At 63.5% G+C, this 17,360-nt stretch carries 16 protein-coding genes; 9 read left to right on the top strand and 7 right to left on the bottom strand.

Translation table 11 applies throughout. From position 1 onward, the window contains the following. Positions 1-130: 130 nt before the first annotated feature. The 6 genes from KVX96_RS07340 to KVX96_RS07315 all read right to left on the bottom strand — a co-directional run bounded on the left by KVX96_RS07340 (position 131) and on the right by KVX96_RS07315 (position 7,585). Positions 131-1,183 (bottom strand): ABC transporter ATP-binding protein, encoded by a 1,053-nt coding sequence (locus tag KVX96_RS07340; RefSeq protein WP_261193691.1) that lies wholly within the window; start codon positions 1,181-1,183, stop codon positions 131-133. Beyond that, entirely contained in the window at positions 1,183-2,490 is a 1,308-nt protein-coding gene (locus KVX96_RS07335; protein WP_261193690.1) for an MGH1-like glycoside hydrolase domain-containing protein, read from the bottom strand. The genes KVX96_RS07340 and KVX96_RS07335 overlap by 1 nt, the downstream gene beginning before the upstream one ends. 3 nt (positions 2,491-2,493) lie before the next feature. Further along, entirely contained in the window at positions 2,494-3,708 is a 1,215-nt protein-coding gene (locus tag KVX96_RS07330) for a carbohydrate ABC transporter permease (protein ID WP_261193689.1), read from the bottom strand. After that, positions 3,708-4,952, bottom strand: coding sequence for a carbohydrate ABC transporter permease (locus KVX96_RS07325; RefSeq protein WP_261193688.1), 1,245 nt, complete (start codon positions 4,950-4,952; stop codon positions 3,708-3,710). The genes KVX96_RS07330 and KVX96_RS07325 overlap by 1 nt, the downstream gene beginning before the upstream one ends. Before the next feature lie 91 nt (positions 4,953-5,043). Then, positions 5,044-6,405 carry an ABC transporter substrate-binding protein gene (locus tag KVX96_RS07320; RefSeq protein ID WP_261193684.1) on the bottom strand — a complete coding sequence of 454 codons (1,362 nt, stop codon included), beginning with the start codon at positions 6,403-6,405 and terminating at the stop codon, positions 5,044-5,046. 37 nt (positions 6,406-6,442) lie between these two features. Further along, on the bottom strand, positions 6,443-7,585 hold the full coding sequence (locus KVX96_RS07315) for a LacI family DNA-binding transcriptional regulator (RefSeq protein ID WP_261193683.1): 1,143 nt from the start codon (positions 7,583-7,585) through the stop codon (positions 6,443-6,445). Positions 7,586-7,812: 227 nt separating this feature from the next. Between KVX96_RS07315 and KVX96_RS07310 the strand changes: the two genes are divergently transcribed. After that, complete coding sequence (locus KVX96_RS07310) at positions 7,813-8,043, top strand: DUF333 domain-containing protein (protein ID WP_261193682.1); 231 nt, start codon at positions 7,813-7,815, stop codon at positions 8,041-8,043. A 67-nt stretch (positions 8,044-8,110) separates the two neighbouring features. On the opposite strand, the gene KVX96_RS07305 is transcribed toward KVX96_RS07310, so the two are convergent. After that, positions 8,111-8,983: a MurR/RpiR family transcriptional regulator gene (locus KVX96_RS07305; RefSeq protein ID WP_261193681.1), complete on the bottom strand. Its 873-nt coding sequence runs from the start codon at positions 8,981-8,983 to the stop codon at positions 8,111-8,113. 157 nt (positions 8,984-9,140) lie between these two features. On the opposite strand from KVX96_RS07305, the gene KVX96_RS07300 reads away from it, so the two are divergent. The 8 genes from KVX96_RS07300 to KVX96_RS07265 all read left to right on the top strand — a co-directional run bounded on the left by KVX96_RS07300 (position 9,141) and on the right by KVX96_RS07265 (position 17,261). Beyond that, positions 9,141-9,938 carry an N-formylglutamate amidohydrolase gene (locus tag KVX96_RS07300; RefSeq protein WP_261193680.1) on the top strand — a complete coding sequence of 266 codons (798 nt, stop codon included), beginning with the start codon at positions 9,141-9,143 and terminating at the stop codon, positions 9,936-9,938. Further along, entirely contained in the window at positions 9,935-10,441 is a 507-nt protein-coding gene (locus KVX96_RS07295) for a TRAP transporter small permease subunit (RefSeq protein WP_261193679.1), read from the top strand. The genes KVX96_RS07300 and KVX96_RS07295 overlap by 4 nt, the downstream gene beginning before the upstream one ends. Continuing rightward, positions 10,441-11,763 (top strand): TRAP transporter large permease subunit, encoded by a 1,323-nt coding sequence (locus KVX96_RS07290; RefSeq protein WP_261193678.1) that lies wholly within the window; start codon positions 10,441-10,443, stop codon positions 11,761-11,763. The genes KVX96_RS07295 and KVX96_RS07290 overlap by 1 nt, the downstream gene beginning before the upstream one ends. A 62-nt stretch (positions 11,764-11,825) precedes the next feature. After that, positions 11,826-12,857, top strand: coding sequence for a TRAP transporter substrate-binding protein (locus tag KVX96_RS07285; RefSeq protein WP_261193676.1), 1,032 nt, complete (start codon positions 11,826-11,828; stop codon positions 12,855-12,857). Positions 12,858-12,962: 105 nt separating this feature from the next. After that, complete coding sequence (locus KVX96_RS07280) at positions 12,963-14,327, top strand: glutamine synthetase family protein (RefSeq protein WP_261193675.1); 1,365 nt, start codon at positions 12,963-12,965, stop codon at positions 14,325-14,327. Between the two features lie 3 nt (positions 14,328-14,330). Then, a complete protein-coding gene (locus KVX96_RS07275) occupies positions 14,331-14,735 on the top strand; it encodes a YybH family protein (RefSeq protein ID WP_261193674.1) in 405 nt (134 codons plus the stop codon). After that, entirely contained in the window at positions 14,732-16,111 is a 1,380-nt protein-coding gene (locus KVX96_RS07270) for an aldehyde dehydrogenase family protein (protein WP_261193673.1), read from the top strand. Before KVX96_RS07275 ends, KVX96_RS07270 begins: the two co-directional genes overlap by 4 nt. A 4-nt stretch (positions 16,112-16,115) precedes the next feature. After that, positions 16,116-17,261, top strand: a complete 1,146-nt coding sequence (locus KVX96_RS07265) for an iron-containing alcohol dehydrogenase (protein ID WP_261193672.1) — start codon at positions 16,116-16,118, stop codon at positions 17,259-17,261. The last annotated feature ends 99 nt before the right edge of the window (positions 17,262-17,360 follow it).

Genomic DNA, 17,360 nt, shown 5'->3' with positions numbered 1-17,360 from the left:
GGTATTTCAATCGTTCCGCCCGGCGGCAACGCCGGGCAGCGCCGACCCGCCCCCGTCAAACCGCAGGTTTGCCTCCGGCAAAACGGGGCGGCGCTTTGCGCCACCCCGCGGGTCTTTGCTGCCCTTAGTTCTATTGAGACACCGCCAGCCCATCTGCATCGAAGAAATGCAACCGCTCAGGATCAAACGTCAGCCCCACCGGCTCCCCCGGTGCAAGTACGCTGTCGCCCGTCACCCGCACCGTGATCTGGCCCAGCGGGCCTGCGTCGATGATCACGAAGGTATCCGCACCGAGATATTCCAGCACGTCCACCACGCCATCGCAGGCCCCGGTGCCGGATGCGCCAAGCGTGATGTGCTCCGGCCGCACGCCAACCGATACAGCCACGCCGCCGCCGGGGAACGCCCCTCCGCGCCCGCCTTCCAGCTGGAAGGCATCGCCCGACGTGGTGCAGGGCATCACGTTCATCTTGGGCGAGCCGATGAACTGCGCAACGAAGAGGTTCGCCGGGTTTTCATACAGCTCTCGCGGGCTGCCCACCTGCGCGATCTTGCCGCCGTCCAGCACCACGATGCGGTCGGCCAAAGTCATCGCCTCCACCTGATCGTGGGTCACGTAGATCATCGTGGATTTCAGCGACTGGTGCAGCTTGGCGATCTCGTAGCGCATCTCCACCCGCAAGGCTGCATCGAGGTTGGACAGCGGCTCATCGAACAGGAAGGCCGTGGGATCGCGCACGATGGAGCGCCCAATGGCCACCCGCTGCCGCTGCCCACCCGAAAGCGCCTTGGGGCGGCGCTCAAGGAAGGGCTCAAGCTTCAGGATCCGCGCCGCATGGCCGACCTTCTCCTCGATCTCGGACTTGGGCGCGCCAGCGGTTTTCAGCGAAAACCCCATGTTCTCGCCCACCGTCATATGCGGATAAAGCGCGTAGGACTGGAACACCATCGACAGCCCGCGCTTGCTGGGCGAATGCGAGGTCACATCCGTGCCGTCGATCAGGATGCCGCCCCGGCTGGTTTCCTCCAGCCCGCCGATCATCCGCAGAAGCGTGGATTTTCCGCAGCCCGAGGGGCCGACGAAGATAATGAACTCCCCGTCGTCGATCTGCAGATCGACCCCTTTGATGACCTGCAATTCGCCGAACCATTTCTCGACGGCCTTAAGCTCGATCGCGCCCATCACGCCCTCCCTTCGGCTGTGGGCGAGGCCCATGTCAGCCAGATTGCTGCTGTCCAGGTGAAAAGCCCGCCGCCTGCCGGGGCGCCTGTCACCGGGTTGAAATATTCGTAGAAGCCGTTCTGCGCGATGCACTCCGCCGTGCGGGCGCGCAGATCCTTTGCGATTTCCCTGTGGCCCGCTTCCGCCAGCCCGCGCGCCGTGAGAGCGTTGAACATCCCCCACATCGGCCCGCGCCAGTAGCGCGGCGCGTCAAAGCGCGGATCGGCCGGATCAAGGCTCGGCACCGGGTAGCGCACGGCCTGCATGATCCGCTCCAGAGAGGGCAGCATCGCATCGCCGCCAATGCCAGCGTACCAGCACAGGAAGGCCCCGGAACTGAGCGCGCCGCAGAACTCACCTGTGCGGATGTCGACCGAGTCATAATAGCCGCCTAGCGGGTTCCAGTGGTTGGCCGCGCCCGCCTCCAGCACGGCGATCCAATCTTCAATCTCAGAGGTGTCCTCGCCTAGCGCCGCGCCCAGAGCCGCCAGATCGCGGCAGGCGCGCAGGAAGATGAAGCTCATCCCCGGATCGGCCACGCGGAAGGGTGAGCTTTCGCGGATAACCGCCTCATCCCAATGACAATTCCGCCCGAAATAGACCATCGCCAGGTAGCGATCGTATTGCTCCTTGGTGGGGCGCATGGAGCCATCCACGTGCGATGTGTCGCGGCGGGTGTACTCGCCCACGCCGGAGCCATCCACATTGGCCATGGCCGCGTCCCAATCGGCGGCATTGTCGCGCCCGCTTTCCCACGGATGGGTGACAACGATCATGCCCCGCTCGCAGCGGTGGGCCATGAACCAGCGATGCCAGTCCAGAAGCTTCGGATAGACAGCGCGCAGATGTGCCTCGCCTTCCGCCGTGTCGGCCTCATAGATCCAGCGGATCAGCGTCGCGGCCACCGGCGGCTGGCTGATGCCCGAAGTGGCCGGGCTGCGCTCGCGCCCCCAGACCTCCGGCCCCGGGAAATACTCCGGCACCTCGCGGTGGAAGATGATGTGGGGCACCATGCCGTTTTCCCACTGGCTGGCCAGAAGCGTATCCACCTCGGCCCAGGCGCGGGCGCGGTCAAAGGTGGCAAAGCCCCACGCGGCGAACATGCTGTCCCAGTTCCACTGGTAGGGGTAAAGCCCACTCGTGGGCACGGTATAGCCGCCGCGATCGTTTCCCGTCATGATGTCGCGGGCCTGCTGATCCAGTTGCACCGTCATCTCGTCCTGTCTTTCCGGCCAGTTCCCCAGCCCGTTTCTGAAATTGTCTGTCATGGCTCAGCCCTTCACCGATCCGGCCGTGAGGCCCTTTGTCATGAAGCGCTCAAGCCCGAGGAAGAGCACCATGATCGGCACCGTGGCGATCACCGCCCCCGCCATCAGATGCTGGCGCGGGATCTCCGAGGAGTTCAGCATCGCCACACCACGCGTGAGAGTGAATTTCGAAGGATCATCCAGCAGCATGAAGGCCAGCAGGAACTCGTTCCACGCGATCATGAAGACATAGAGCGAGACAGAGGCCAGCGCGGGCAGCGAAAGCGGCAGGGTGATTTTCCAGATCACCGCAAGGCGCGAAAGCCCGTCCATCAGCCCGGCCTCCTCCACCTCCGCAGGGAGGCCACGGAAGTAGCCCTGCAGCATGTAGAGCGCCACGGGGATGGTGGTGACGGGGTAGATCAGGATGATCCCGAAGATGGAATTGCGCAGGCCAACCATGGAGAAGACGATGTAGATCGGCAGCGCCAGAACGATCATCGGCACCATGTAGATCAGCAGGATCGAGCGCGAAAACGCCGCCTGACCGCGAAAGCGCAGCCGCGCCACCGCATAGGCGCCGGGCACCGAGAAAGCGAGCGTGATCGCCACCGTGGCTACCGATACCAGCAACGATGTCATCAGGTAGCCGCCGAAGCCGAAATCGGCGAAAAGCTCCGAATAGCTGCGGAACAGATCCCAGCCCTTGGACAGATCCAGCGAGAAATCGAGCGGGTTCTGCAAGAGCGCCTGCTGGCTTTTCAGGCTCGTCATCACCATCACGTAGAAGGGGATCACGACGATGGCGGTGAAGAAGATGTAGCCGATGCCGGTGAAGAAACGGATCACGGCTTCCTCGAACTCGTGGCGCGTCAACTCCCCCCAGGTGCACTCCTCAAGGAACACCGCCAAGGGCAGCGCCGTGAAAAAACCGGTGCAGGCCCCAGCCAGAAGCGTCATGCCAAGCGAAACGCCCTCCCCCGTCAGCACCGCGCCAAAGCCAGCGGCGCCCAGCAGGGCAAAGGCGAGGCTCACTGCGCCCACGCCGGCCCAGCGGCCCGGTAGTTTCAGCGCGGCCACGCCGGCCAGCGCGCCAAGGATGAGCGAGAGCCAAAGCGAAGGCTTGAAGGCCTCCCCGGTGGCGAAAGCGAAACTCACCGAAACCGTCACGGCGATGGTGAAAGCCCAGATCGCACCCAGCAGCGGCGCGGTCACGTAGCCATATCTCAAGGCTCCCATCACAGGCCCTCCTCACGGCTGATGAATTTGAAGAAGAAGACGGAGAACAGCAGCAGGCAGAGGAAAACGACCACTGCAACCGCCGCGCCCGCCCCGATGTTGGAGAGCGCGAAGGCCTGCTCGTAGACATTCACGGTCAGCGTGCGCGTGCCCGCGTTGCCGCCTGTCAGCAGGAAGATGTCGTCGAACTTGTTGAAGGTCCAGATGAAGCGCAGCAGGAAAAGCACCGAGAGAATGCCCAGAAGCTGCGGCAGGCTCAGGAACCAGAACTTCTGGAACGGGCTCGCGCCGTCCATATCCGCTGCCTCGTACATATCGGTGTCGATGCTCTGCATTCGGGCGAGGATGAAGAGGAACGAGAGCGGGAAATAGCGCCAGATTTCAAAGACGGTGACCATGATCAGCGCCAGCGGGCGTTCGCCGAAGAAGTTGATCGGCTCGCTCGCCACACCCATCTGCAGCAAAAGCGCATTGGCGGAGCCCGAGAAGGGATCAAAGAGCGTGACCCAAGTGAAGGCCACGGCGATCACCGGGGCGACATAAGGAAAGAGGTAAAGCCCCCGCAACACGCCCTGCCCCTTGAAGCTCTTGTTCAGAAGCATCGCGGCGAAAAGCCCAAAGACAAGCGCGCCGATGGTGCCGAAAACGGTGTAGAACATCGTCGTCCAGAGCACTGTCCAGAACTCGCCGCCGTCGAAGACACGCCGGAAGTTGTCCAGCGTGAACTCGCTGTTGGTGAGGATGTTTTCCGAAGAATAGGTCAGGCGCGGCTCGGAGTCGTCCAGATCCGGATCGGCGTCGATAAAGCCTTGCGAAACCTGCGCTGGCATGCGCATGCGCTCCCGGTAACCGGCCTCCAGATCACCGAAATCACAGAAAATCGCAGCGCCATCGAGCGTGCAGCGCGGGTCCAACTCCAGCAGGGTCAGCCCCTCGGGGAGCACATCGGCAAGGGTCACGCCGAGGATGGGCTTGTCCTGACTCGAATTGCGGATGCGGATCTCGTATTCGGCCTCATCCGCGGGCGATTTTGGATTGCCGCGCAGGCTTTCACGCACAATCGGCGCAGGGGCGCGCAGGTCGGCCAGTTGCACCGGCTTCACGCTAATCCAGAAGATCGACAAGAGCGGCAGGATGACCACGAGCGCAACGCTGATGATCGTCGGCATCAGGAGGCCCCAGGCCAGGCGCGCCTCGCGCCGGCCCAGCGGGCCTGTGCCCTTCGGGGGGGACAGGGATGTCATGGCGGGTTTCCGTGGGTTGCGGCAGCGGCGGCGGGCCGGGCTTGGCCCGCCGCTCTTTGCGTGAACAGGGCGCTGGTACGCCCTGAAAAGCTTACTCGACCTTGCCGAGCTCGTCGTTCATCGCGGCCACGGCAGCGGGGCCGTCAAGCTCGCCGTCGATGTATTGGCGCACGATGCGGTTGATGGCCTGGCCGTTGATCATCTTGGAGGCCAGCGACAGCTGCCCCTCGGCCACGCCCCAGCGCTGTGCGACGTCAAGGCCGCCGACGATCTCGTCGATCATCTCCTGCGCGTAAAGCTCGCCCAGCGGGGCCTTGCGATCCACGCCGACGGGCAGTTTGGACCAGGCTTCCACGAAGGCCGTCGGGTTATCCGCCGTGCCCTTGCGCACCGGGAACTTGCCTTCCGGCGCGATGGAGAGCGTCTGGGTGTAGCCGTCATCCATGGAAAACTTGATGAACTCCATCGCCGCGTCGGTGTCCGCATCGGACGTGATGCCGAAGTAGCGGATATCGCCCCAGGCTGCGCCATCCGGGTTGGAGGGGCCTGAGAAGTTCGTCACGATGCCCGTGGCGGCGGCCAGATCGCGGGTGGTCGGATCGTCGTTGATCGTGGGCGGCGCGCTGTCGCGCAGGCCTGCCAGCTCATCGAGGATGAAGGGCGACCATATGATCATCGCGGCCTGACCGGCGAAATAGAGCTCGCGCGATTGCTTCCAGTACAGCTCACCCGGCGGGGAGGCCTCAGCGATCGCCTTGTAGAAATCCAGAACCTCGATCGTCGGCCCCTCTTCCAGCGCCTTGAAGCCATCGGCCCCGACCGGAGATACGCCATTGGCGAGGAACACATGCTCCAGCACCTGGCTCATGAAGTTCTCATCCACCTTGGTGGCGGCCACGAAACCGTACATTTCCGGCGGGTTGTGCAGCGCTTCAATGGCGGCGAGCACATTGGCGTAGGAGTTCGGCGCTTCAAGGCCAGCGGCGTCGAAGAGATCCTTGCGGTAGACGACCATCTGCGTCCAGCCGTCCACCGGCACAGCCGCCGTGCCGCCGTCAAAGGCGGCCATGGCCAGCGCGCCGGAGGCGAAGGTGCCCTCGCCCAGCTCGGCGATTACATCGGTGGCGGCCTCAGTATCGAGGATCCCGGCCTCAGCCCAGGGCAGAGCGTATTGCAGCGTGTGGTAGATCACGTCCGGCAGATCACCGGCGGCGAAAGCGGCCGTGGCGCGGGTGCCCAGATCGCTTTCCGAAACCGGGATCACCTCCACTTCGGTGCCGGTGCTTTCCTTGAAGGCCGCCGCCATTTCCTCCTGTTTGGCGAGGCGTTCGGGCTGCTCTTCGGTTGTCCAGAAGCGGATGGTGTCGGCCTGAACGGCCATGGCGCTGAAGGCAAGGCCCACGGCAGCGCCCGCCAGCAGGCGGCCCGTGGATGTTTTGGCAAAAATCGTCATTGTTTTCCTCCCAGTCTCTTTTTGCTCAAGTCGTTCGTCAGGTGGTGAAATCGGGGCGCGGGGGCGGCCCGTCGGAGCCGCGCACCACAAGCTGCGCGGTGTCGAACTCACGCAGGGTATCGGGGTGGCCGCCGCGAATGCGGGTTATCAGCAGGCGCGCAAGGCGTTCGCCCGCGCGGCGGCTGTCCACGGCAAAAGTGGTGAGCGGCGGCGTGGCATAAGCCCCTTCCGGCACCCCGTCGTAAGCAATAACCGACACATCGCGGCCCGGCTCCTGCCCGGCGGCGCGGATCGCCTGATAGAGCCCCAGTGCCGCCATATCGACAGCGCACACAATCGCCGTGGGCGGCTCGGCTTGCCCCAGCAGGCGCTCGCCCGCCGCATGGCCCTGCGCCACGGTCACGGCATCTTCCTGAATGTATTCAGGGCGATAAATCAGGCCGGCTTTCGCAAGCCCGGCCTTGAAGCCCTCAAGCCGCAGGGCGCTATAGGTATATTCCAGTCCGCCGTTGATGAAGCCGATCCGGCGGTGCCCGAAGGCCGCCAGCCGCAGCACAGCTTCCTCCATCGCCTGCTCGCCGCGGATGTCGTAAAATGGGCAGCCCGTCAGATCATTGGTGCGGCCATAGAGCACGAACGGCACCTCAAGGCGGCGCAGAAGCTCCACCCGGTAATCCCGGCGCAACGCGCGCGGCAGGATGAACCCATCAGCCTTGCGCTCCTCCACGAGGCGGGTGAGCGTGTCGCGCATGTCGGTGTCGGAAGCCGCGGTGGAGACGGTGAGCGTCCAGTGCTCATCGCTCGCGCCCTTGGTGACGCCCGACAGGAAATCGGCCAGAAACGGGCGCTGCGCATCATGGGCGTTGATCTGCAGCACCAGCCCGATCGAGCGCACCCGCCCGGTGCGGATCGCCTGCGCATGGCTTAAGGGGCGATAGCCCAGCTCCTGCGCCTTGCGCTGCACCCTGAGCCGCGTGCTGTCGGCGATGTCGGAATAGCCGTTGAGCGCGCGGGAGACAGTGCCCTTCGTCACGCCCAGCGCATCGGCGACATCGGCGATGGTGATGCGGCTCTGTTTCACGCCGACCCCTTCCTGTTGCATCTTGGTTTCGCTTTTGGCAGCGGTTTCGCTGTCCAATGGTTTTGTTTCGAAACCGGTTTCGGCAAGGGATTTTTTCACTCTCTGCTCAAAAACCGTTCAATCCACTGCTGATTTTCAGGCAAATCCGCGCTGGCCTTGAACCGGGGCCGGCTCAAGGAAACAAGGCCGAAACCCGGCCCCAAACTTCCCTTGGGGAAGCACGAAAAAAAGGTGGTAACTTCGCGCCGGATCGCCATGCTGGTGGGGGGCAAGCCCCGGCAATTGCGAAATAATATTTCCCGATGAGGTATCAAATGCTGCACAAAATGACCCTCCCCCTCGCCGCCCTCGCGGCTCTGGCCGCCTGCAACGACTCGACGCGCGACGTGGATCAGGTCGATCTGGCGAACCCCGCCGCCGTGTTCTGCGTGGAGAGCAACGGCGTCTACGAGATTCGCGAAGATCCGGAGGGCAACCAATACGGCGTGTGCATCACCGAGGAGGGTGAGTTTGACGCCTGGGAGCTCTACCGCAAATCCCAGGGCGAAAGCGCCTGACCCAAGCCAGATCAAGAAAAAAGGGGCCTCAAAGCGGCCCCTTTTCATTGCCTGTGCCAACCTGGCCTTAAGTGAACTTCCGGAAGAATTTCGTCCGGTCGAACATGTCTTCCAGCGCTTCCATGCGCTTGCGGGTTTCGGGCCAGGTGCGCTCTTGCACCTCGGCGATTACGGTTTCCAGCAGAAGCATTAGCGTCACACCCGAATCCCAGGCCGAAGGCACCTCGATCCGGCAGGAGAAGACGTGATCGGCATATTGCGAGACGGGCGAGCGCCATTGATCGGTGAACAGGATGATTTTCGCCCCCCGCGCCGCCGCCATTTCGGCAAGCTTGAGCGTGCTGTTCTCGTAGCGGCGCACATCGAGGATCACCACGACGTCGCCCTCCTCCACCTCCAGCAGGTAATGCGGCCAGGCGTTTGAGATCGACTGGATCAGCGTCACTCGCGGGCGCAACACCTGCGTGTGCAGGAAGAAGTAATCCGCCAAGGCCCGCGTGATGCGCCCACCCACCACGTAAACACCGCGCCCGGTGTCGGCGAGCAGCGCGCAGGCCGAATCAAAGCTCTCCGGGTCGATCTGCGCCAGCGTCTGGCGGATGTTGCCGCTCACTGCCTCTGTGAAACGGTTCAGGATATGGGCATCGGGCGCGCGCCCGGCCCATGTATCGTGCTTGGCGATCGGATCCGAGATCTTGGCCTCAAGCTCGCGCCGCAACTCGGCCTGAAACTCAGGAAACCCCTTGTAGCCCAGCTTCTGCACCATCCGCGCCACCGTGGGCGTGGAGACCCCTGCCGCCTGCGCCACCGTGGTGATCGTGCCCAGCCCCGAGACCGGGTAGTTCTCAAGGATCGACGCCGCCAGCTGGCGCTCGGCGCGGGTTAGGGCGTCATAGGCCTGTTGCAGACGTTCGGCGATGGTGTCGGAGGGATCTGGCATCGGGCTTCCCTAGGTGCAACCGGCCCCGGTGACCGGTTTTTGAGCGTTTTCATTCATAACGGATCTTTCTGAAAAAATCTTTCCAGAAAATTTGTTGACAGGAAAGAGCCTTGTGAAGAATTCTCTTCAAAAGGAATGCTCAAGGGGGTGGAGTCGGTTGTCGACACCTGTCACACAGCTGGAAGAGATCGCGCAGGGCAATGCGCCGGCGGCGCTTGTGAATCCGACAGGCGCGGGCCCGTTCCTGTTGGTCTGCGAACATGCGTCCTGCCGGATCCCCGCCGAGTTCGACGGGCTGGGGCTGGAAGACGAGGCCCGCGAAAGCCATATCGCCTGGGATCCCGGCGCCCTGCCCGTGGCCGCCCGCATGGCGCGCAATCTGGATGCGCCGCTGGTGATCAGCACGGTGTCGCGGCTGGTGTACGATTGCAACCGCCCCCCCAATGCCCATGACGCCATGCCCGCGCGCAGCGAGCGTTTCACCGTGCCCGGAAACGGCGCGGTGACCCGCGAAGAACGCGCCCGGCGCACGCGCACCTATTACGAGCCCTTCCGCGACCTTCTGGAGGAAACCCTGCGCAGCTTCCGCCAGCCGCCGCTGCTCGTCACCGTGCATTCCTTCACACCTACCTACAATGGCACCCCCCGCGCGGTGGAGCTCGGCATCCTGCATGATGAGGACAGCCGCCTTGCCGACCAGATGCTCACCCTCGCGCCCGGCTTCACACCGATGAACACCCAGCGCAACGCGCCCTACGGCCCGGCGGATGGCGTGACCCATACGCTGAAGCAACATGGCATCCTGAACGGCCTGCTGAATGTAATGCTGGAAATCCGCAATGATCTGATCGCCACGCCGGAAAGCCAGGCCGACGTGGCCGACGCCCTGAGCCGCCTGCTGAGCGCAAGCCTCACCGAAATGCGCATCGACGCGAACAGACCGGAGGCCCTATGAAGCGCTTCGCCCGCGGATATGTCCGCACCGTCGATGCCGTGAATTACCGGATCGGCCGCGTGATGATGTACGGCATCTTCGTGATGATCGGAATCCTGCTGTGGTCCTCGATCTCGAAAACCTTCTTCCTGCCCTCGCTCTGGACGCTGGAAATGGCGCAGTTTGCCATGGTCACCTATTACATCATGGGCGGCCCCTACTCGATCCAGCTCGGCAGCAACGTGCGGATGGATCTGTTCTACGGCAACTGGAACGATCGCCGCAAAGCGCAGGTGGATGCGCTCACCGTGTTCTGCCTGATCTTCTACCTCGGCGTGCTGCTCTACGGTGCGATCGATAGCACCAGCTACTCCCTTCAATACAACGAGCGCAGCCCCACGGCCTGGCGCCCCTATCTCTGGCCCGTCAAAATCATCATGTGTCTCGGCATCTTCCTCATGCTCCTGCAAGCCATCTCCGAACTCATCAAGGATGTGGCGCGCATCCGCGGGGAGGAGATCTGATGAGCTACGAGATGATCGCCATCCTGATGTTCTCCACCATGATGCTGATGCTCTTCACGGGCCAACGGGTGTTTGGCGCCATCGGCTTCGTGGCCTCCATGGCGGCCGTGATGCTCTGGGGGACGGGCGGCTCCGACATCCCCTTCTCCTCCGCCATGAAGCTGATGAAATGGTATCCGCTGCTCACCCTGCCGATGTTCATTTTCATGGGCTACGTGCTGTCGGAATCCAAGATCGCCGATGATCTCTACAAGATGTTCCACGTCTGGATGGGCCCCGTGAACGGCGGGCTGGCCATCGGGACGATCGGGCTGATGGTGCTGATCTCGGCCATGAACGGCCTGTCCGTGGCCGGTATGGCCATCGGTGCGACGATTGCTCTGCCCGAGTTGTTGCGCCGTGGCTATGACAAGCGGATGGTCACGGGGGTGGTGCAGGCAGGCTCAAGCCTGGGCATTCTTGTGCCACCTTCCGTCGTCCTCGTGCTTTACGCGATGATCGCGCGCCAGCCCGTGGGCCAGCTGTGGCTCGCCGGGATCGTGCCGGGGCTGATGATGGCGGCGATGTTCATCCTCTATATCTACATCCGCTGCCGCATCCAGCCCGAGCTGGGCCCCGCCCTGAAGGAAGAGGCCCGCGCGGTGCCGATGGCCGAGAAGCTGCGCCTGCTGCGCGCTGGCCTGCTGCCGCTTGGGATCTTCGCCGCGATGATGGTGCCCTTCGTGAACGGCTGGACCTCGCTCGTGGAAAGCTCCGCCATCGGCGCGCTCACCGCCTTCGCGGCGGCCGTGCTGAAGGGGCGCATGACGAAAGAAGTGTTTGAAACCTCCGTGCGCCAGACGCTCGCCATCTCCTGCATGTTCATGTGGATCATCCTCGCCGCCCTGGGCTTCGGCGCGGTGTTTGACGGCCTCGGCGCGGTGCGCGCGATCGACAACCTCTTCACCGAGCAGCTCGGCCTTGATCCCTGGATGATCCTCGTGCTGATGCAGCTGAGCTTCCTCGTCATGGGCACCTTCCTTGACGACACCGCCATGCTTGTGATCGTCGCCCCGCTCTACGTGCCGCTCGTGAAAGCGCTCGGCTTCGATCTGATCTGGTATGGTGTGCTTTATACGATCACCACGCAGATCGCCTATATGACGCCGCCCTTCGGCTACAACCTGTTCCTGATGCGCGCCATGGCCCCGCCCGAGATCGGCCTACGCGACATCTACGCCTCCATCCTGCCTTTCGTCTGCGTGATGGTTCTGGCGCTGGTGCTTGTCATGTGCTTCCCGCAGATCGCCATGTGGCTGCCCAATTACGTTTACGGAAAGTAACCAATCACAAGAGCCCGGCAGCGGGCCGCCCCTCAAAAAACCGCCAACCAGGAGAGAGACAAATGACAACAAGACGCAAGCTACTTCAGGGTGCAGCCCTCGCCCCCGCCGCAGCACTGGCCACCCCGGCCCTCGCGCAAGGCAAGATCACATGGCGCATGCAGACCTACGCCGGCCCCGCGCTGGCCGCCCATGTGATCGATCCGGCGATCCAGATGTTCAACAAGATCGCTGGCGACCGGATGGAGATCGAGCTCTTCTACGCCGACCAGCTGGTGCCCACGGGCGAGCTGTTCCGCGCCATGCAGAAGGGCACCATCGACGCCGTGCAGTCCGATGATGACTCGATGGCCTCGCCCACCGAAGTCACCGTCTTCGGCGGCTACTTCCCCTTCGCCTCCCGATACAGCCTCGATGTGCCGGTGCTGTTCAACCAATACGGCCTGAACGAGATCTGGGACGCGGAGTATTCCAAAGTTGGCGTGAAACACATCTCCGCAGGCGCCTGGGATCCCTGCCACTTCGCCACCAAGGATCCGATCAACTCGCTGGAGGATCTGAAAGGCAAACGCGTCTTCACGTTCCCCACCGCCGGCCGCTTCCTGGCCCAATTCGGCGTGGTGCCGGTGACCCTGCCGTGGGAAGACATCGAGGTTGCCGTGCAAACCGGCGAACTGGACGGCATCGCCTGGTCCGGCATCACCGAGGATTACACCGTCGGCTGGGCCGACGTGACGAACTACTTCCTCACCAACAACATCTCCGGCGCCTGGGCGGGCAGCTTCTTTGCCAACATGGACCGCTGGAACGAACTGCCGGAAGATCTGCAAACGCTGTTCCGCGTCTGCTGCGATCAATCCCACTACTACCGCCAGTGGTGGTACTGGGGCGGCGAAGCCTCCCTGCGCGTCAACGGCGACAAGATGCAGCTCACCACCATCCCCGATGAAGAATGGGCCACCGTCGAAGACGCGGCCGTCAAGTTCTGGGATGAAATCGCCGCGGAAAGCGAAACCAAGGCCAAGGTCGTGGAGATCTTCAAGAAGTACAACGCCGACATGCAGAAAGCAGGTCGCCCCTACCGCTACGGCTGATAAAGCCCTACACGCAGGTGCTGCGCCCCGTAAGGGCGCGGCACCGAGATATCGAGTGGCCGGCCCTTGGGGCCGGCCTCCGCTGGATCAGGAAAGAGACACAGAATGCCCGGCCCCCTCTCATTTGACGCCCTCAAAGCCGCCGTCGCCGACGGCAGCATCGACACCGTTCTCGTCTGCCTTGTGGACATGCAGGGCCGGCTCATGGGCAAACGCTTCCATGCCGCGCATTTCGTGACCAGCGCCTGGGAAGAGACCCATTGCTGCAACTACCTGCTGGCCACCGACCTCGAAATGGCCACGCCCGACGGCTACCGCGCCACCAGCTGGCAGGCGGGCTACGGCGATTACGTGATGAAGCCCGATCTCACCACCCTCCGCCCGGTGCCCTGGCTTGAGGGCACCGCCATGGTGCTCTGCGACGTGCTGGATCACCACACCCACGAAGAGGTGCCCCATTCGCCGCGCGCGATCCTGAAGAAACAGATCAAACGCGCACAGGCCATGGGCTTTTCGCCCATGATGGCCACCGAGCTTGAATTCTTCCTCTTTGAAAAGCCGCTCGATCAGCTGCGCAAGGAAGGCTACCGCGATCTGACCCCGATCTCGGGCTACAACGAGGATTACCACATCCTGCAAACCACCAAGGAAGAGGCCGTGATGCGCCCGCTGCGCAACCACCTCTATGCGGCCGGCATCCCGATCGAGAACTCCAAGGGCGAGGCCGAGGCCGGGCAGGAAGAGCTCAACATCCGCTACGCCGAGGCCATGGACTGCGCCGATTTCCACACCATCGCCAAACATGCCACCAAGGAAATCGCCTGGCAGCAGGGCCACGCGGCGACCTTTCTGCCCAAGTGGCATCATGATCGCGTCGGCTCCTCCTCCCACGTACACCAGTCGCTCTGGGCCGATGGCAAGAACGTCTTCCATGATCCCGAAGATGCGCTCGGCATGAGCGAGATCATGCAGCACTACATGGCCGGGCTGATCAAATACGCCCCCGATTACACCGTCTTCCTCGCCCCCTATATCAACAGCTACAAACGCTTCATGAAGGGCACCTTTGCCCCCACCAAAACCGCCTGGAGCGTGGACAACCGCACCGCGGGCTTCCGGCTCTGCGGCGAAGGCACCAAGGCCGTGCGCGTGGAATGCCGCATCGGCGGCAGCGATCTGAACCCCTATCTCGCGCTTGCCGCCCAACTCGCCGCCGGCCTCAAAGGCATCGAAGACAAGCTCGCCCTCCAAGCCCCCGTCTCCGGCGACCTTTACGAGCAGGACGCAGGTGGCGAGATCCCCGCGACCTTACGTGCCGCCACCGAAACACTGCGCAACTCCGCCTTCCTGAAAGAGGCCTTCGGCGAAGGTGTCGTCGCCCATTACACCCGCTGCGCCGAATGGGAGCAGGAAGAATTTGACCGCATCGTCACCGATTACGAGATCGCCCGCGGCTTTGAGAAAGCCTGACACATGGCCACCGCGTCCGACATAGATGCCTTGTTCAAGCTGTATCTCGATGCTTACGCGCAAAAGGATACAGCGGCAGTGGCAGAGCTTTTTGAAGAGGATGGGGCTCTGTTTTCCCCCTTTGGCCCACCGGCCTTTGGGCGTGCGGCCATAGCCGCAACTCATGCGGACTGGTTCAACGAAGACGAAACAGAGAAAGCAATGAAAGTCGTAGAGGCGCGGGAAGATACAACCGGCGGCCACGCACTCGTCGGCTTTGCGTCCTCCTTTAAGAGCGAGAACGAACCGCCGCAACGCCACTACGGCATGAGCCTCAACACGCTTACAAGAGCCGCAAATGGCACGTGGCGCATCCGCCATTGCTGCCTCAGCATGTTCGACACACCACCAGACGGATTCCCGACATGACAACAGTAACCTGCATCTCCCCCATCGACGGCTCCGTCTTTGCCGAACGTGCCACCGCCTCCGCCCGTGACGCCAGCGCGCTCTGTGATCGGCTCACCGAGGGCCAGAAAGCCTGGGCCGCCCGCCCCCTGCAGGAGCGCATCGACCTCGTGCTGAAAGGCGTCACCAATGTCGGCGCGATGAATGACGAAATCGTGCCCGAGCTTGCCTGGCAAATGGGCCGCCCGGTGCGCTACGGCGGCGAGTTCGGCGGCTTCAACGAACGCGCCACCTATATGGCAGAGATCGCCGCCGAGGCACTCGCCCCCCTTGAAATCGCCGATGACGCAGGCTTCAAACGCCTGATCAAACGCGTGCCCCACGGCGTCGTGCTGGTGGTGGCCCCGTGGAACTACCCCTATATGACGGCAATCAACACCGTCGCCCCGGCGCTGATCGCGGGCAATGCGGTGCTGCTGAAACACGCGAGCCAAACCCTGCTCGTGGGCGAGCGCATGGCGCGCGCCTTCCATGAAGCGGGCGTGCCGGAGGATGTCTTCGCCAATGTCTTCCTCGATCACCAGACAACGAGCGACCTGATCGCACAAAACCGCTTCGGCTTCGTGAATTTCACCGGCTCCGTCGGCGGTGGCCGCGCCATCGAACGCGCGGCAGCTGGCACCTTCACCGGCGTCGGGCTGGAACTGGGCGGCAAGGATCCGGGCTACGTGCGCGCCGACGCCAATCTTGATGCCGCCGTCGACACGCTGCTGGATGGCGCGATGTTCAACTCCGGCCAATGCTGCTGCGGCATCGAGCGCATTTACGTGCACGAAAGCCTCTACGAGGATTTCGTCGCAAAGGCGGTGAAACTCGTCTCCGGCTACAAGCTCGGCAACCCGCTCGATCCCGAAACCACGCTCGGCCCGATGGCCCACGCCCGTTTCGCCGCCGAAGTGCGCGCCCAGACGGAAGAGGCCGTGGCCGCAGGCGCCAAAGCGCTGATCTCGCCGCTGGACTTCCCCGAAGATGACGGCGCCGCCTACCTGATGCCCCAGATCCTCGTTGATGTGACCCACGAGATGCGGGTGATGCGCGATGAAAGCTTCGGCCCCGTCGTCGGCATCATGCCGGTGAAGGACGACGCCGAAGCCATCGCCCTGATGAACGACAGCCAGTTCGGCCTCACCGCCAGCATTTGGACAGCCGATCTTGCAGCCGCCGAAGCCATCGGCGATGCGCTGGACACCGGCACCGTGTTCCTGAACCGCTGCGATTACCTCGATCCGGCGCTCTGCTGGACGGGCTGCAAGGACACCGGGCGCGGCGGCGGTCTCTCCGTCATCGGCTACCACAACCTGACACGTCCCAAATCCTACCACCTCAAAAAGGGCTGAGCACATGAGCCTCACCGCCAACTGGTCCTACCCGACCACCATTCGCTTCGGCGCGGGCCGCATCAAAGAAATCGCGCAGGCCTGCGCGGCCGCGGGCATCACACGCCCCCTGCTCGTCACCGACCGCGGCCTCGCGCCGATGGAGATCACCACCCGCACGCTGGATCTGCTGGAGGCCGCCGGTCTGGGCCGCGCGCTCTTTGCGGACGTGGACCCGAACCCCAACGAGCTGAACCTCGCCGCCGGCGTCGCCGCCTATAAGGCGGGCGGCCATGATGGCGTCATCGCCTTTGGCGGCGGCTCGGGGCTCGATTTGGGCAAGATGGTCGCCTTCATGGCCGGCCAGACGCGGCCCGTCTGGGATTTCGAGGACATCGGCGATTGGTGGACCCGCGCCGATGCCGCCGCCATCGCCCCGATCGTTGCCGTGCCCACCACGGCCGGCACCGGAAGCGAAGTGGGCCGCGCTTCGGTGATCACCAACTCGGTCACCCATGTGAAGAAGATCATCTTCCACCCGAAGGTGCTGCCCAGCGTGGTGATCTGCGATCCCGAGCTGACCGTCGGCATGCCGAAATTCATCACCGCCGGCACCGGGCTTGATGCCTTCGCCCATTGCGTGGAAGCCTATTCCTCGCCCTTCTACCACCCGATGAGCCAGGGCATTGCGCTCGAAGGCATGCGGCTGGTGAAGGATTACCTGCCTCGCGCCTATGCCGATGGCAGCGATCTTGAGGCCCGCGCCCAGATGATGAGCGCGGCGATGATGGGGGCGACGGCCTTCCAGAAGGGCCTCGGCGCGATCCACGCGCTCTCCCACCCGATCGGCGCGATCTTCAACACCCACCACGGCACCACCAACGCCGTCTGCATGCCCGCCGTGCTGGACCTGAACGCGCCCGAGATCGCCAAACGCTTTGATGCCGCCGCCGCCTACCTTGGCATCCAAGGCGGTTTTGAGGGCTTCCGCGCCTATGTGCAGGATCTCAACGACAGCCTCGGCATCCCCCGCCACCTCTCAGATCTGGGTGTCACAGAGGACAAGATCGACACCATGGTCCCCATGGCGCTGGAAGATCCCAGCTCGGGCGGCAACCCGGTGAAGATGACGGCAGAAAACACCCGCGCGCTGTTCCACGCCGCGCTCTGAACCACAGAAAAGGGCGCCCGCTGCGCAGGCGCCCTACAACTATCAGGCCTCCGGCGGGGATATTTGCAGTCAGAAGATGGGGCCCACTTTGTTCTATAA

This window comes from Pseudoruegeria sp. SHC-113 (assembly GCF_025376885.1).
In the GTDB taxonomy this organism is placed as follows: Bacteria; Pseudomonadota; Alphaproteobacteria; order Rhodobacterales; family Rhodobacteraceae; genus Pseudoruegeria.
The sequence above is the reverse complement of the archived record's forward strand: the minus strand, read 5'-3'. Positions and strand labels throughout refer to the sequence as shown.

What these genes read in the sequence shown, in the direction of transcription:
- KVX96_RS07340 (WP_261193691.1), bottom strand. Translation starts at nt 1,183, where the DNA reads ATGGGCGCGATCGAGCTTAAGGCCGTCGAGAAATGGTTCGGCGAATTG.
- KVX96_RS07335 (WP_261193690.1), bottom strand. Translation starts at nt 2,490, where the DNA reads ATGACAGACAATTTCAGAAACGGGCTGGGGAACTGGCCGGAAAGACAG.
- KVX96_RS07330 (WP_261193689.1), bottom strand. Translation starts at nt 3,708, where the DNA reads ATGGGAGCCTTGAGATATGGCTACGTGACCGCGCCGCTGCTGGGTGCG.
- KVX96_RS07325 (WP_261193688.1), bottom strand. Translation starts at nt 4,952, where the DNA reads ATGACATCCCTGTCCCCCCCGAAGGGCACAGGCCCGCTGGGCCGGCGC.
- KVX96_RS07320 (WP_261193684.1), bottom strand. Translation starts at nt 6,405, where the DNA reads ATGACGATTTTTGCCAAAACATCCACGGGCCGCCTGCTGGCGGGCGCT.
- KVX96_RS07310 (WP_261193682.1), top strand. Translation starts at nt 7,813, where the DNA reads ATGACCCTCCCCCTCGCCGCCCTCGCGGCTCTGGCCGCCTGCAACGAC.
- KVX96_RS07305 (WP_261193681.1), bottom strand. Translation starts at nt 8,983, where the DNA reads ATGCCAGATCCCTCCGACACCATCGCCGAACGTCTGCAACAGGCCTAT.
- KVX96_RS07295 (WP_261193679.1), top strand. Translation starts at nt 9,935, where the DNA reads ATGAAGCGCTTCGCCCGCGGATATGTCCGCACCGTCGATGCCGTGAAT.
- KVX96_RS07290 (WP_261193678.1), top strand. Translation starts at nt 10,441, where the DNA reads ATGAGCTACGAGATGATCGCCATCCTGATGTTCTCCACCATGATGCTG.
- KVX96_RS07285 (WP_261193676.1), top strand. Translation starts at nt 11,826, where the DNA reads ATGACAACAAGACGCAAGCTACTTCAGGGTGCAGCCCTCGCCCCCGCC.
- KVX96_RS07280 (WP_261193675.1), top strand. Translation starts at nt 12,963, where the DNA reads ATGCCCGGCCCCCTCTCATTTGACGCCCTCAAAGCCGCCGTCGCCGAC.
- KVX96_RS07275 (WP_261193674.1), top strand. Translation starts at nt 14,331, where the DNA reads ATGGCCACCGCGTCCGACATAGATGCCTTGTTCAAGCTGTATCTCGAT.
- KVX96_RS07270 (WP_261193673.1), top strand. Translation starts at nt 14,732, where the DNA reads ATGACAACAGTAACCTGCATCTCCCCCATCGACGGCTCCGTCTTTGCC.
- KVX96_RS07265 (WP_261193672.1), top strand. Translation starts at nt 16,116, where the DNA reads ATGAGCCTCACCGCCAACTGGTCCTACCCGACCACCATTCGCTTCGGC.